The organism is Variovorax sp. J31P179 (assembly GCF_030316985.1).
In the GTDB taxonomy this organism is placed as follows: Bacteria; Pseudomonadota; Gammaproteobacteria; order Burkholderiales; family Burkholderiaceae_C; genus Variovorax; species Variovorax ginsengisoli_B.
The window spans coordinates 399724-413038 of the sequence record NZ_JASZYL010000006.1 but is presented as its reverse complement, the minus strand read 5'-3'; the positions used below and the strand labels follow the sequence as shown (position 1 = coordinate 413038).

The following is a 13315-nucleotide window of genomic DNA, read 5'->3' as shown; positions in this document are numbered from 1 at the left end:
TATCCGCCTGAAGCTGCGCTCCTCAGCGGCGCAGAGGGGATCGCCCGTCCCGCACCGCATACCGGGCGCAGGGGTGTGCGAACAATCCAAACTTCTCCAACGCCGATGCAACCCCGACGTCTCAGCGGTGGCGGGCGGTATGCCCTGGGCCGGCCGTTGAGGCACCGCCGAGCAGCGCAGCGGTGCGCGGAAAAAGGGCCGCGCGTGTTTGAGTGGAGCGCAGCGGAGCGAGTTTGCGCGGACCCCGCGTACCGCGAGCAGCGCAGGGCAGCCGCGAAGCGGCCGGTGACGTCGGCCGGCCCAGGGCATACCGCCCGCCATCGCCGTCACGCCCTATGCCCCTTCAGCGTTACCCTACCGCCATGCTCACGATCTACAACCACCGCCACGCGCTGCACCATGGCAAGCTCGAGATGTTCCGCGGCGAACTCGTGCCATGCTTCGAGGTCCCTGCCCGTGCCGACTATGTCCTGCAGGAATTGCAGCAGCGCAGGCTCGGCCCCATCGAAGAACCCTCTGCATTCGATGACGCGGCGATCGCACGCGTCCATGCGCAGCGCTACCTCGATTTCCTGTCTGGCGCCTGGGATGAATGGGTCGCCCTGGACCCGGCCAACGCCACACGCGATGCGCTGCCTTCCTATTGGCCGATCCGCACCTTCCGCTCCGACGTGCTGCCGGCGAGCTTCCCCGCGCGCATGGGCTTGTTCTCGTACGACGCCGGCACGCCGCTGACATCGGGCACCTGGACCGCGGCCCGCGCCGGCGCCTGCTGCGCGTTGACCGCCGCGGCGCGCGTGCTGCAGGGCGATCGTGCGGCCTTCGCGCTCACGCGCCCGCCCGGTCATCATGCGGGCGCCGATTTCTTCGGCGGCTACTGCTTCCTCAACAACGCGGCCATCGCGGCACAGTCGCTGCGCGATGCCGGCGTGGAGCGCGTCGCGGTGCTCGACATCGACTACCACCACGGCAACGGCACGCAAGCGATCTTCTACGAACGCGCCGACGTCCAGTTCACCAGCCTGCACGGCGATCCGCACACCGAGTATCCGTACTACCTCGGCTACGCCGACGAGCGCGGTGCCGGCGAGGGCCTGGGCTTCAACCACAACCTGCCGCTGGCGCGCGGCAGCGGCTTCGCGCAGTGGCGCGAGGCGCTGGCGACGGCGCTGCGCGGCATCGCCGCATTCAAGCCGGGCGCACTGGTGGTCTCGCTCGGGCTCGACACCTTCGCGGGCGATCCGATCGCCGGCTTCACGCTCGCCACAGACGACTACCTGCGCGTCGGCGAAGACCTCGTCCGGGCCGGCCTGCCGACCGTGTTCGTCTTCGAGGGCGGCTATGCCGTGGCCGAGGTCGGCGCCAACGCGGTCAACGTGCTCGAAGGCTTCATGCAGCAGTCCGGCTGACGCGGTGGCGACGCCACCCGGGGACATACCCGCTTGCCCCCTGAATGGCCCTGCGGCCCAATGCTGCCTTTCGAATCCGTTGCGGAGTTGCCCCATGTTTCGTCGTTCCCTCCTGTGCGCCGCGCTGCTCGGCGTCGCCGCCACTGCGGTCCACGCGCAGACCTTCCCGACCCGGCCGATCAAGCTGGTGATCGCCTTCCCGGCCGGCGGCCCGACCGACATCACGATGCGGCAGCTGGCCGACAACGCGTCCAAGATCCTCGGCCAGCCGATCGTGGTCGACAACAAGCCGGGTGCCGGCGGCACGCTGCCGGCGCAGGCGCTGCAGACCGCGCCGCCCGACGGCTACACCATCGGCCAGATTCCGCTCGGCGTGTTCCGCCTGCCCTACACGACCAAGATCAACTGGGACCCGGTCAAGGACATCAGCTACGTCATCAACGTCACCGGCTACGCCTTCGGCATCGCGGTGCCGGGCGACAGCCCGTTCAAGACCTGGAATGATTTCGTGGCCTACGCCAAGGCCAATCCAGGCAAGCTCACCTACGGCTCGACCGGCAATCTCACCAGTCCGCACCTGACGACCGAACTCATCGCCCAGCAGCTCGGCATCCAGCTGCAGCACGTGCCCTACAAAGGCAGCGCCGACCTGGCGCAGGCGGTGCTCGGCAACCACCTGATGGCGATCGCCGATTCGACCGGCTTCGCGCCGCTGGTCGAGTCGGGCAAGCTGCGCGTGCTCAATACCTGGGGCGAGAAGCGGCTGGCCAAGTTCCCGGACGCGCCGACTTTGAAGGAACTCGGACTCGACATCGTGCAGAACTCGCCCTTCGGCATCGGGGCGCCCAAGGGCACGCCGCCCGAGGTCGTGAAGAAGCTGCACGACGCCTTCAAGCAGGCCATGGAAGAGCCCAGCTACCTGGCCGCGCTCGGCCGCTACGACATGCTGCCGATCTACATGAGCTCGGCCGACTACACGAAGTTCGCGCAGACCACCTTCACCCGCGAGAAGGCGCTGATCGAGAAGCTGGGGCTGGCCAAGCCGCAGTGAGCGGGGCTATCCGAGCTCGAAGCTCGTGAGCCCATGGACCCGCTGCAGCTCGCAGGGCGGTGCGGCGCCGGCGTACATGCGGGCGGTCTCGAAGACGCTGCGCATCCCTTCGGCCCGCGCCATCGCCACCGCTTCGGCGTTCGGCAGCGGAACGTCGATGCAGACCGCGTCACCGGCCGGCACCGCCGCGCACAAGGCGGCGAACAGCGCGCGTGCCACTTGCGGGTCGTCGGCCAGCAGCGGCGCGATCTTGTGGCCTTCGCGACAGCGGCGGACCAGCCCCCAGCCGGCGAGTCGCCCGTCCTCGAGCCAGGCCAGGCCGGTCGCATCGGGCATGCCGACCCAGGCGCGCAGAAAGGCGTCGCGCGGTGCCGGGAACACGCGGCGATCGTCGGCCGCCAGCAAGCGGGGGTCGACAGTGGCCAGCGGGACGATCTGCGGCGGCACACTGCCGCCCCCCCGGGCAACGCCGGCAAAACGGGCGTTGTTCCAGGCCAGCGCAAAACCGCTGCGGCGATAGTTGTCCTGCTGGGCCGGAACGCCATCCAGTCCCACCACATGGCCGGCCAGCCGCGCCATGCCGGCACCCCAGAGCCTGAGCCCGACCCCCTTGCCGCGCCAAGCCGGCGCGACGATGTAGAGGCCGATGAAGCCGAAGCGGCCCGCGTACGAGACCGCGCTGATGCAGCCGATCGCTTCCCCGCGATGCTCGGCGACCAGGAAGCCGCCGGGGTCGGCGGCGTGAAAGCAGGCGCCATCGTGCAGGCCGGGGTTCCAGCCTTCGCGGGCGGCCATCTCGATCACGAGCGGCATCTCGGCGAGGCCGAGCGTTCGAATCGTCGGGTCCATTTCCGCATTCTGGACCGGCGCCGCGCCGGCTTCCTGTCCAATAGCGGCATGGACACCTCGCAAGACGCGCACCGCCGCCTGACCGAACTCGAGATCAAGGCGAGCTTCACCGAAGACCTGCTGGACCAGTTGAACCTGACGATCTACCGGCAGCAGGAACAGATCGACAGCCTGCTGCGGCAGGTGGCGCTGCTGCGGCAGCAAAGCCCGGATCCGGGCACCGGCGGCGCCCGCAACCTGCGCGACGAGTTGCCGCCGCACTACTGACGACCTTTTTCACGCTTCCGCCGGTGATGCGCGTTCACTGTTTGGTACTCATTGATACACAATCAGATCAGTACTTAAGGAGTAGACATGCGGCATCCAGAGCGTCGGGGGAGGCGGGCGATCGAGGCTGCGGCGGTGGCCGCGCTGATGCTGGGGGCTGGTGGCGCCGCCGCCCAGGCCGCTGATGCGCCGCCCTCAGCCGTGGCGCCGGCAGCCGACGGCACGGACGTCGTGGTCCACCCCTGGGTGGTGCCGCCGCCGAACTGGTCGCCCGAGGCCTACTTCACCAACCTGAAGGACGGCGCGACCACGGAGGCGCCGTTCGTCGCCCGCTTCGGCCTCTCGATGCGGGGCATCGTGCCGGCCGGCAAGACCGCGGGCTCGGCCGGCCATCACCACCTGCTGATCGATCAGCCGTTGCCGCTCGATTTCACCAAGCCGCTGCCCTTCACCGAGCACTACATCCACTTCGGCAAGGGCCAGATGGAGACCGTGGTCGACCTGCCGCCGGGCACCTACACGATGCGGCTGGTGCTGGCCGACCAGGGGCACATCCCGTATTTCGTCTACAGCAAGCCGCTCAAGTTCACGGTCAGCAAGCAGAACAAGGGCGTCACGCCGGCCAGCCTGCTGGGGACGCCGCGCGTCGAGTTGCTGAGCCCGGCCGACCGCAGCACGGTGCAATTGCCGCTGCGGGTGCAGTTCCATGCCAGCGGCCTGAATGTCTCGAACGCCGCCCCCAAGGTGCCCGACACCGGGCACTTCCGGCTGGTGCTCGAACGCCCAGGGCAGAAGGCCGAGATCATCGAGCTGGAGGGCGGGCAGACCGAGCTGTGGCTCAATCCGCCCAAGGGCAGCTACAACGCGCGGCTCGAACTGATGAGCAACACGGCGGCCGGCAACGTGGTCGCGCGGGCCAGGCCGGTCGCCTTCAACGTGCCCTGAGCACCGCCGCCGCCGCTTCGGCGAAGCCGGCGCCGCGCTCCCGGCTGGCGACATAGCGCGGCAGGTGCGACAGCGCGGCCTCGAAGCGGCGGACGTTCGCGACGCCGATGCTGTTGTCGAAGTGCTGGAACATCAGCGCATCGTTGGTCGAATCGCCGACGTAGGCCCAGCGCGGCATCTCGTCGTCGAGCCGGCGGCCCCACAGCTCGCGCACGATCCAGCGCGCGCCTTCGAGCTTGTTGTGGCTGCCGTACCAGCCGTTGACGTGGATGCTGCTGACGGTCGCGTGCATGCCCTCGCTCTGCATCAGTGCCACCACGGCGGCGATCTGCGCATCGCCGAGCTGCGTGAATTCGCTGTGGTCGATCGCGATGTCGCATTCGCGGCCGGCCGAGTCGGTGGCGCGCCGGGCACCCGGGATCTCGCGCTCGATGCGGCCGAGCACGGCCTGCATGCGGGCGAAGTTGCGTTCGCGCGTGGGCGCGTCCTGCTGGTAGCGCTTCTCGATGCCGCCGCCGGGCAGCGGCAGCAGGGCAACGGCGCCGTTCTCGGCCACGATCGCGTCCACCGGCCAGACGTTCGCGAAGGGCTCGCTCCAGCCCACCGGGCGGCCGGTGATCGCCACCCTGTGCAGGCCGGCCGTGCGCAGGTCGGCCAGCGCCGCCAGCGCATCGGCGCTGATCGCGCCTTCGGTGGTCAGCGTGTCGTCGATGTCGGTGAAGACGCCGACCAGCGCCCGCCGCGCCGCCAGCGGCCACTCGCCAAGGGGAATCATCAGGAGGCGGTCTGCAGCGCCAGGCCGGCGTGCTCGCGCAGCGGGTGGAAGTGGATCTTCGGGAAGCGCTCCTGTGCCAGCCGGACGTCGTAAGGCGAGGTGCACAGGTAGGCCAGCGTGTTGGCCGCGTCGAGCGCCATGCGCTGGGGATAGGCGTCGACGAAGGCGCGCAGCTCGGCCGGCGTGTCGGCCGTGATCCAGCGCGCGCCCGTGTACTGGCAGCCCTCGAGCCGGATGTCGGCGTCGTACTCGGTCTTGAGCCGGTGCTGCACCACTTCGAACTGCAGCTGTCCGACGGCGCCGAGCAGCATCGGGCCGCCGACTTCAGGCCGGAACACCTGGATCGCGCCTTCCTCGCCCAGCTGCGCCAGGCCCTGCTGCAGCTGCTTGGTGCGCAGCGGGTTCTTCAGGATCACGGTCATGAAGAGCTCGGGCGCGAAGAAGGGCAGGCCGGTGAACTGCAGCGAGGCGCCGTCCGTGATGGTGTCGCCCAGCTGCACGCCGCCATGGGTCGTGAAGCCGACGATGTCGCCGGCGTAGGCTTCCTCGACCGCCTCGCGGCGCTGGCTCATGAAGGTCACGACGCTGGTCGGGCGCAGCTCCTTGGCGGTGCGCTGCACGCGCAGCTTCATGCCCGGCGTGTAACGCCCGGAGGCCATGCGCACGAAGGCGATGCGGTCGCGGTGGTTGGCGTCCATGTTGGCCTGCACCTTGAAGACCACGCCCGCGAAATCCTTGTCCTCGGGCTGGATCTCCTTCACCACCGGCTGGCGGTTGACCATCGTGGTGCTGGTGCGCGACTGCGGCTGCGGCGCCAGGTCGACCAGCGCATCGAGCACTTCCATGACGCCGAAGTTGTTGACGCCCGAGCCGAAGAACACCGGCGTCTGCTTGCCGGCCAGGAAGGCCTCGCGGTCCCAGCTCGGCGAGGCGCCGGTGGCAAGCTCCATGCTTTCCATCGCGTGGTCGAACTCGCGGCCGAAGCGCTTGTGGAGCGCGTCTCGGTCGGTCAGGGGAATCGTCTCGAAGTCCTGCGGCAGCTTTTCCTGGCCCGACTCGAACACCGTCATCGCCTGCGTGCGCAGGTTGATGATGCCGCCGAAGGTCTTGCCCTGGCCCACCGGCCAGGTCATCGGCACGCAGGGCATGCCGAGTTCGCGCTCGATCTCGTCGAGCAGTTCGAGCGGCTCGCGCACCTCGCGGTCCATCTTGTTGACGAAGGTGATGATCGGCGTGTCGCGCTGGCGGCAGACCTCGATCAGCCGGCGGGTCTGGGCTTCGACGCCGTTGGCGGCGTCGATCACCATCAGCGCCGAGTCGACCGCCGTGAGCACGCGGTAGGTGTCTTCGGAGAAGTCCTTGTGGCCGGGCGTGTCGAGCAGGTTGATGACGTGGTCGCGATAGACCATCTGCATCACCGACGAGGCCACCGAGATGCCGCGCTGCTTCTCGATCTCCATCCAGTCGGAGGTGGCATGGCGCGAGGCCTTGCGGGCCTTGACCGAGCCGGCGATCTGGATCGCGCCAGAGAACAGCAGCAGCTTCTCGGTCAGCGTGGTCTTGCCGGCGTCCGGGTGGGAAATGATCGCGAAGGTGCGGCGGCGTTTGGTTTCGGAGGCGAAGGTCATGGTGAACGCGGTGCGCGCTCACGGGCGCGGTCTGCTGAAGGCAAAGCCCGCAATTTTACTGTTCACATCGGCGGCGTGAAGCCGTTGCGGCCCACCAGCAAGCTGGAGGCGGTAGGCTTGCCGTCCTTCAGCTGCGCCGTGACGACCACTTTCGCGCCCTGCACCACCAGCGCCTGCTGGTCGTCCTGCGCCGGCTTGAAGGTGACGATGGGCGTGCCGCGGGGAACGATCACGGTCTTCTCGCCGTCCTTGTAGCGCAGCACCAGCTTGCGGCCGCCCGGCACCGAGGACGGCGCGGCGGCGAGGGCCGAGACCGTGGCGTTGGTCATCGTGCCGTTGGGCATGTAGTCCCAGGGCCGGAAACCCTCGCCGGTGCCGCGCATGGCCTCCGGAAAGACCAGCACCTCGACCGCGCACTGGGTGCCGTCGGGCTGGGGCAGCGAGCCGGCGCCGACGAAACTGTTGGGCTTGATCGCGTCCAGCGTGACCGGCAGCACCTCGACCACCCGCAGGTCGGGCGGACGCACCATCGTGACGACTTCGCCGCTGCGGTCCTTGACGGTCAGCGAGGTGGCGTCGACATGGGCGATCACGCCGCGCACGCGCACCGGGGGCTGGCCCGCGCCCCCCTGGGCCCAGGCTGCGGCGGACAGAACGGCCGCTGCGGCGGCTGCAAGTGACAGGGCGAGGACCTTGGCTTTGGACATGGCGGAATTCGGTGCGGCAGTGGAGGGGAAACGCAGTCTAGGCCGATCCGGCGCGCCTTGCTGGCGGCGGTCCGGAGACAGGCGTTAAAATGCGCCGTTCCGAGGAGCGTTGCAGCGCCGTCAGGCGTGAGGCTCGGACCATCATCGCAACCACGCTCACCCGCTGTTCTCGCGGTGAGTCCGTTCCCCGAATGCAGTGGCCACTGTCAAACCCGCTTTGGAGCCCACAATGAGCGCTGTTCTCAAAACCACCCCCGTCTCGACCGCCGACCAGGCGATCGCCGACCTGTCCCTGGCCGCCTGGGGCCGCAAGGAAATCCGCATCGCCGAAACCGAGATGCCCGGCCTGATGGCGATCCGCGAGGAATTCGCCAAGGGCCAGGCGCTCAAGGGCGCGCGCATCACCGGCTCGCTGCACATGACGATCCAGACCGCCGTGCTGATCGAGACCCTGCAGGCCCTCGGCGCCACCGTGCGCTGGGCCTCGTGCAACATCTTCTCGACCCAGGACCACGCCGCCGCCGCCATCGCCGCCGCCGGCACGCCGGTGTTCGCGATCAAGGGCGAGTCGCTGACCGACTACTGGGACTACACCCACGCCATCTTCGAATTCGGCCCCAAGGGCTCGAAGGACGAAGGCCCGAACATGATCCTCGACGACGGCGGCGACGCCACCATGCTGATGCACCTGGGCCAGAAGGCCGAGAAGGACCTCGGCGTGCTGGCCAACCCGACCAGCGAAGAAGAACGCATCCTGTTCGCCGCGATCAAGGCCAAGCTGGCGGTCGACCCCACCTGGTACACCCGCAAGTCGGCCCAGATCATCGGCGTGACCGAAGAAACCACCACCGGCGTGCACCGCCTGAACGAGATGTCGGCCAAGGGCACGCTGCAGTTCCGCGCCATCAACGTCAACGACTCGGTCACCAAGAGCAAGTTCGACAACCTCTACGGCTGCCGCGAATCGCTGGTCGACGGCATCAAGCGCGCCACCGACGTGATGATCGCCGGCAAGGTCGCCTGCGTGGCCGGCTACGGCGACGTCGGCAAGGGCTCGGCCCAGGCCCTGCGCGCCCTCAGCGCCCAGGTCTGGGTGACCGAGATCGACCCGATCAACGCCCTGCAGGCCGCGATGGAAGGCTACAAGGTCGTCACGATGGAATACGCCGCCGACAAGGCCGACATCTTCGTCACCACCACCGGCAACCGCGACGTGATCCGCCACGAGCACATGGCCGCCATGAAGGACCAGGCGATCGTCTGCAACATCGGCCATTTCGACAACGAGATCGACGTCGCCTCGATCGAGAAGTACGAGTGGGAAGAGATCAAGCCGCAGGTCGACCACATCACCTTCCCCGACGGCAAGAAGATCATCCTGCTGGCCAAGGGCCGCCTCGTGAACCTGGGCTGCGGCACGGGCCACCCGAGCTTCGTGATGTCGTCCTCGTTCGCCAACCAGACCATCGCCCAGATCGAGCTTTTCACCAAGCCCGACGCCTACCAGGCCGGCAAGGTCTACGTGCTGCCCAAGCACCTCGACGAGAAGGTCGCGCGCCTGCACCTGAAGAAGGTCGGCGCCATGCTGACCACGCTGACCGACACCCAGGCGGCCTACATCGGCGTCGACAAGAACGGTCCGTACAAGCCGGACACCTACCGTTACTGAGCGCCGCGCCTTGCGTGCCGATCAGTTGCTCGTCGAACGCGGCCTGGCCGCTTCGCGTTCGCAGGCGGTTCGCCTGATCGCCGGCGGCTTGCGCTGGCGTGATGGCGCCGACTGGCGCGTCGTGGGCAAGAACCGCGACGAAATCCCCGAAGCGGCCGAGCTCGAACTGCTCGACGCCGCCGAGGCCCGCTACGTGTCGCGCGGCGGCCTCAAGCTGGAGGGCGCGCTGGCCGCCACCGGCATCGACCCGACGGGCCGGCGTTGTCTCGACGTCGGCCAGTCGACCGGCGGCTTCACCGACTGCCTGCTGCAGCGCGGTGCTGCGCATGTGGTCGGCGTCGACGTCGGCCATGGTCAGCTACACGCCCGCATCCGCGAAGATGCGCGCGTGACCGCGGTCGAGGGCGTCAATGCGCGCACCCTGACGGCCGAGGCCTGGGCCGCCGAATCCGAGGACGACGAGGACGACGAGGCGCCGGTCGGCGACAGCTTCGGCCTGATCGTCGGCGACCTGTCCTTCATCTCGCAGACGCTGGTGCTGCCCGCGCTGGTGCCGCTGCTGGCGCCCGGCGGCGACCTGCTGATGCTGGTCAAGCCGCAGTTCGAGCTGCAGCCGGGCCAGGTCGGCAAGGGCGGCATCGTGCGCGACCCGGCGCTCTACGCGCTGGTCGAGCAACGCCTGCGCGACAGCTGCGCGGCGCTCGGGCTGCGCGTCGTGCGCTGGCTCGACAGCCCGATCGAGGGCGGCGACGGCAACCGCGAATTCTTCATCCATGCTGTTCCTGCGGACGGCCAACCAGGAGCCGGCCGTGCGCCTTCCGCTGAGCTTTGAGTTTTTTCCGACCAAGACGCCCGAGGGCGCGGTCAAGCTGCGCGCGGTGCGCCAGCAGCTCTACGCGCAGTCGCCCGAGTTCTGCTCCGTGACCTACGGCGCCGGTGGCTCGACCCACGACGGCACCTTCGGCGCGGTGCGCGAGATCCTCGCCGAAGGCGTGGCCGCGGCCTGCCACTTCTCCTGCATCGGCGCGACCAAGGCGACGGTGCGCGAGCAGCTGGGCGAACTCAAGGCGATGGGCGTCAAGCGCCTGGTCGCGCTGCGCGGCGACCTGCCGAGCGGCTATGGCGTGGGCGGCGAGTTCCTCTATGCGAGCGACCTGGTGGCCTTCATCCGCGCGGAGACCGGCCGCGATTTCCACATCGAGGTGGCCTGCTATCCCGAGGTGCATCCGCAGGCCCGTTCGCCCGAAGCCGACCTGCAGGCCTTCGCGGCCAAGGTGCGCGCGGGCGCCGACTCGGCCATCACGCAGTACTTCTTCAGCCCCGAGGCCTACTGGCGCTTCGTCGACGACGCGCGTGCCCTGGGGCTCGACACGCCGATCGTGCCGGGCATCATGCCGATCACCAGCTCGACCCAGCTGATGCGCTTCTCGGACGCCTGCGGCGCCGAGATCCCGCGCTGGATCCGGCTGCGGCTGCAGGGCTTCGGCGACGACACGGCGTCGATCAAGGCCTTCGGCCTCGACGTCGTCGCGGCCCTGTGCGAGCGGCTGTGCGCCGCTGGCGCGCCGGCGCTGCATTTCTACACGATGAACCAGTCGGTGGCCACGCTCGGCGTGCTGCAGCGGCTGGGTTGGGCCGAATGAGTTTGAGCCGCCGCATCGCGACGCTGTCGATGGCGTTGCTTGCGGCCGGGCTTGCGGCCTGTTCCCTGCAGCCCACCGCGCCGGGCGATGAGGCCGGCGGTGCAACGTTCCGACTGCGGCCGCTGGCCAGGCAGCCGGCCTTGCCGCCCGGCGCTCCGCCGCGCTCCGCGGTGCCGTCGGTGCGCTACGACCTGGCCGTGTCGGGCGCGGGCGAGCTCGGGCCCGACGACGGCATCCCAGGCGACGAGGGCGGGCGCGAGATCTTCGAGCGCGGCGGCGCGTCCTGGTACGGCATCCAGTTCCACCAGCGCAAGACCGCCAGCGGCGAGCGCTTCGACATGACGGCCTTCACGGCGGCGCACCGGACGCTGCCGTTCAACACCCGCGTCTGCGTCCGCAGCCTGGTCAACGGGCGCGAGGTGCTGGTGCGCGTCAACGACCGCGGCCCCTACGCCTCGGGCCGCATCATCGACCTCAGCCGGGCCGCGGCGGAAGAAATCGGGATGCTCGGCATGGGCATCAAGACGGTGGCGCTGTCGATCGCCGACAAGGACACCGACCGCTGCGGCGGCAAGGAAGTCGGCGCGGTCGAGACGCCGGCCCAGGCGGCGCCGGAGCCGGCGCCGAAGCCGGCGCGGAAGCTCCTGCCGCTTCGCAAGCGGCGCTGACGCAAGCCGCCGCTAGCCGCCGCTGTCGAGCGAGAAAGTGGCGTTGCGGTCCTGTGCCAGCCGCTCGGCCATCTGCGGCAGGGCCGCCGCCAGCAGCGGCTTCAGCGTGTAGGGCGGATTGATCAGGAACATGCCGCTGGCGGGCAGGCCCGGCCGGTGCGTGGCGCCGGTCGCATCGGTCGTGATCTTGCTCGACTTGACGGTCAGCGTGGCATGCAGCCAGGACTTGCCGGCCTTGGTGGCCATCGTCTTGAGCCGGCGCGGCAGGTCGTGCGCTTCCGGCCGCGGAATGATCGGATACCAGACGGCATAAGTGCCGGTGGCAAAGCGCTTGAGCGCCTCGCCCACGAAGTCGAGCACCCGGGCGTAGTCGCTCTTGATCTCGTAGCTGGGGTCGCAGAGCACCAGTGCCCGCCGCGAGGGCGGCGGCAGGAACTTGGTGGCACTGCCGAAGCCGTCGTCGCGCAGCACGGTGATCTGGCGGCCGGCCTCGAGCTGGGCGATGTTGGCGTCGAGCGTCCGGGCATCGGTCGGGTGCAGCTCGAACAGCTTGAGCTTGTCGTGCTCGCGCAGCAGGTGATGGACGATGAACGGCGATCCCGGGTAGATCTTGGCGCCGCCCTTGGGATTGAAGTCGCCCACCACCTCGAGGTAGCGGGCGAGGGCGTCGGCCAGCGGGGCGTCGGGTACGGCCTTGGCGCCCTTCGGGGGCGCCGGCTTGGCGCCGCCGCCGACCAGCCGCAGCACGCCGTCGGCGGCCTCGCCGCTGGTGCCGGCGTAGTCGCCGTCGAGCCGGTAGAGGCCGGCGCCGGCGTGGGTGTCGACCACCGTGAGGGCGGTGTCTTTCTCGAGCAGGTGTTCGAGCGTGGCAATCAGCACCGTGTGCTTGAGCACGTCGGCGTGGTTGCCGGCATGGAAGGCGTGGCGGTAACTGAACATGAGGAATAGTGCCTGGAAGATGAACGGGACGACGCTAGACTCTCGCGCCGTAACATTAAATTACAAGGATCGAGGATGCGAGGAGCTGGATGGCGATTCTGGGGCCTGTGCGCATGCGCTGGCGTCCTCTCTATTTTGACCGGCTGTGCGTCGGTCACGCACGGTACCACCCAGTCGCTCAAGGTCGAGACCCTGACGTCCGACGGCAAGGCCATCGAGGGCGCCGAGTGCCGGCTGTCGAACGACAAGGGCGATGCACTCACGCTGTCCGGCCAGAGCGTGCTGGTGCGGCGTTCCGGCGCCAACCTGAAGGTCGAATGCACTCAGGCCGGGCTGCCGCCGGCGACCGGTCAGGCGGTGTCGCGCGTCAACGCCGGGATGGTCGGCAACATCGTGGTCGGCGGCGTGATCGGCGCCGCGATCGATGTCGGCAGCGGCGCCGGCTACAACTATCCGAGCTGGATGCAACTCGTGTTCGGCGAGGAGCGAAGCTACGACCGCAGCGTGCAGCAGGGCGACCAGCCGGTCGCCGGCGTGGCGCTGGGCGTCACGCGGATGGCTGCATCGGTGCCTGTTGCTGCCGCGCCGCCGAAGGTCGCGGTGGCCGAAGTCGTGGCGCCGGCCCCCACGGCACCCCCGCCGGCCCCCGTGGTCGCGGCAGTCGCGCCGCCGCCCGATCCGACGCCCGCGGCGGCGCCGAAGCCGGTCTCACGCGTTTCGCTCGACGATCTCGGCGCCTTGCTGCCGGCCCGGAAGTGAGCCGCG

The 13315-nt window shown here is 69.3% G+C and carries 14 protein-coding genes and 1 riboswitch; of the genes, 9 read left to right on the top strand and 5 right to left on the bottom strand.

The genetic code is table 11. The features are described from left to right. Positions 1 to 362: 362 nt before the first annotated feature. Complete coding sequence (locus QTI17_RS18420) at positions 363 to 1409, top strand: histone deacetylase family protein (RefSeq protein WP_286534852.1); 1047 nt, start codon at positions 363 to 365, stop codon at positions 1407 to 1409. Between the two features lie 94 nt (positions 1410 to 1503). After that, a complete protein-coding gene (locus tag QTI17_RS18415) occupies positions 1504 to 2460 on the top strand; it encodes a Bug family tripartite tricarboxylate transporter substrate binding protein (RefSeq protein WP_286534851.1) in 957 nt (318 codons plus the stop codon). Positions 2461 to 2466: 6 nt separating this feature from the next. On the opposite strand, the gene QTI17_RS18410 is transcribed toward QTI17_RS18415, so the two are convergent. After that, positions 2467 to 3309: a GNAT family N-acetyltransferase gene (locus QTI17_RS18410; protein WP_286534850.1), complete on the bottom strand. Its 843-nt coding sequence runs from the start codon at positions 3307 to 3309 to the stop codon at positions 2467 to 2469. Positions 3310 to 3357: 48 nt separating this feature from the next. Here QTI17_RS18410 and QTI17_RS18405 point away from each other — a divergent pair, with 48 nt between their 5' ends. Together QTI17_RS18405 and QTI17_RS18400 are read left to right on the top strand one after the other, a co-directional pair. Further along, a complete protein-coding gene (locus QTI17_RS18405) occupies positions 3358 to 3576 on the top strand; it encodes a SlyX family protein (protein WP_286525555.1) in 219 nt (72 codons plus the stop codon). Between the two features lie 87 nt (positions 3577 to 3663). Beyond that, the gene (locus tag QTI17_RS18400; protein WP_286534849.1) at positions 3664 to 4521 is read left to right on the top strand and encodes a DUF4399 domain-containing protein; all 858 of its coding nucleotides are present in this window, start codon (positions 3664 to 3666) and stop codon (positions 4519 to 4521) included. On the opposite strand, the gene QTI17_RS18395 is transcribed toward QTI17_RS18400, so the two are convergent. From QTI17_RS18395 to QTI17_RS18385, 3 genes are all read right to left on the bottom strand, one after another. Next, positions 4508 to 5296, bottom strand: coding sequence for an HAD-IIB family hydrolase (locus tag QTI17_RS18395; RefSeq protein ID WP_286534848.1), 789 nt, complete (start codon positions 5294 to 5296; stop codon positions 4508 to 4510). The genes QTI17_RS18400 and QTI17_RS18395 overlap by 14 nt on opposite strands. Continuing rightward, complete coding sequence (locus QTI17_RS18390; RefSeq protein WP_286534847.1) at positions 5296 to 6924, bottom strand: peptide chain release factor 3; 1629 nt, start codon at positions 6922 to 6924, stop codon at positions 5296 to 5298. The genes QTI17_RS18395 and QTI17_RS18390 overlap by 1 nt, the downstream gene beginning before the upstream one ends. A gap of 62 nt (positions 6925 to 6986) precedes the next feature. Then, positions 6987 to 7631 (bottom strand): hypothetical protein, encoded by a 645-nt coding sequence (locus QTI17_RS18385; protein WP_286534846.1) that lies wholly within the window; start codon positions 7629 to 7631, stop codon positions 6987 to 6989. Positions 7632 to 7726: 95 nt separating this feature from the next. Continuing rightward, positions 7727 to 7796: riboswitch (S-adenosyl-L-homocysteine riboswitch) on the top strand. Positions 7797 to 7860: 64 nt separating this feature from the next. Between QTI17_RS18385 and ahcY the strand changes: the two genes are divergently transcribed. Genes ahcY through QTI17_RS18365 form a run of 4 tightly spaced genes read left to right on the top strand, consistent with a single transcriptional unit; the run spans position 7861 to position 11611 of the window. Then, a complete protein-coding gene (ahcY, locus tag QTI17_RS18380) occupies positions 7861 to 9300 on the top strand; it encodes an adenosylhomocysteinase (protein WP_286534845.1) in 1440 nt (479 codons plus the stop codon). 10 nt (positions 9301 to 9310) lie between these two features. Further along, positions 9311 to 10132, top strand: a complete 822-nt coding sequence (locus QTI17_RS18375) for a TlyA family RNA methyltransferase (protein WP_286534844.1) — start codon at positions 9311 to 9313, stop codon at positions 10130 to 10132. Further along, a complete protein-coding gene (metF, locus tag QTI17_RS18370; protein ID WP_286534921.1) occupies positions 10110 to 10943 on the top strand; it encodes a methylenetetrahydrofolate reductase [NAD(P)H] in 834 nt (277 codons plus the stop codon). Before QTI17_RS18375 ends, metF begins: the two co-directional genes overlap by 23 nt. After that, complete coding sequence (locus QTI17_RS18365) at positions 10940 to 11611, top strand: septal ring lytic transglycosylase RlpA family protein (RefSeq protein ID WP_286534843.1); 672 nt, start codon at positions 10940 to 10942, stop codon at positions 11609 to 11611. Before metF ends, QTI17_RS18365 begins: the two co-directional genes overlap by 4 nt. Positions 11612 to 11623: 12 nt before the next feature. Here the strand turns inward: QTI17_RS18365 and QTI17_RS18360 are convergent, their stop codons facing one another. Further along, positions 11624 to 12550, bottom strand: coding sequence for a 23S rRNA (adenine(2030)-N(6))-methyltransferase RlmJ (locus QTI17_RS18360; RefSeq protein ID WP_286534842.1), 927 nt, complete (start codon positions 12548 to 12550; stop codon positions 11624 to 11626). A gap of 135 nt (positions 12551 to 12685) precedes the next feature. On the opposite strand from QTI17_RS18360, the gene QTI17_RS18355 reads away from it, so the two are divergent. After that, positions 12686 to 13309 (top strand): hypothetical protein, encoded by a 624-nt coding sequence (locus tag QTI17_RS18355; protein ID WP_286534841.1) that lies wholly within the window; start codon positions 12686 to 12688, stop codon positions 13307 to 13309. The last annotated feature ends 6 nt before the right edge of the window (positions 13310 to 13315 follow it).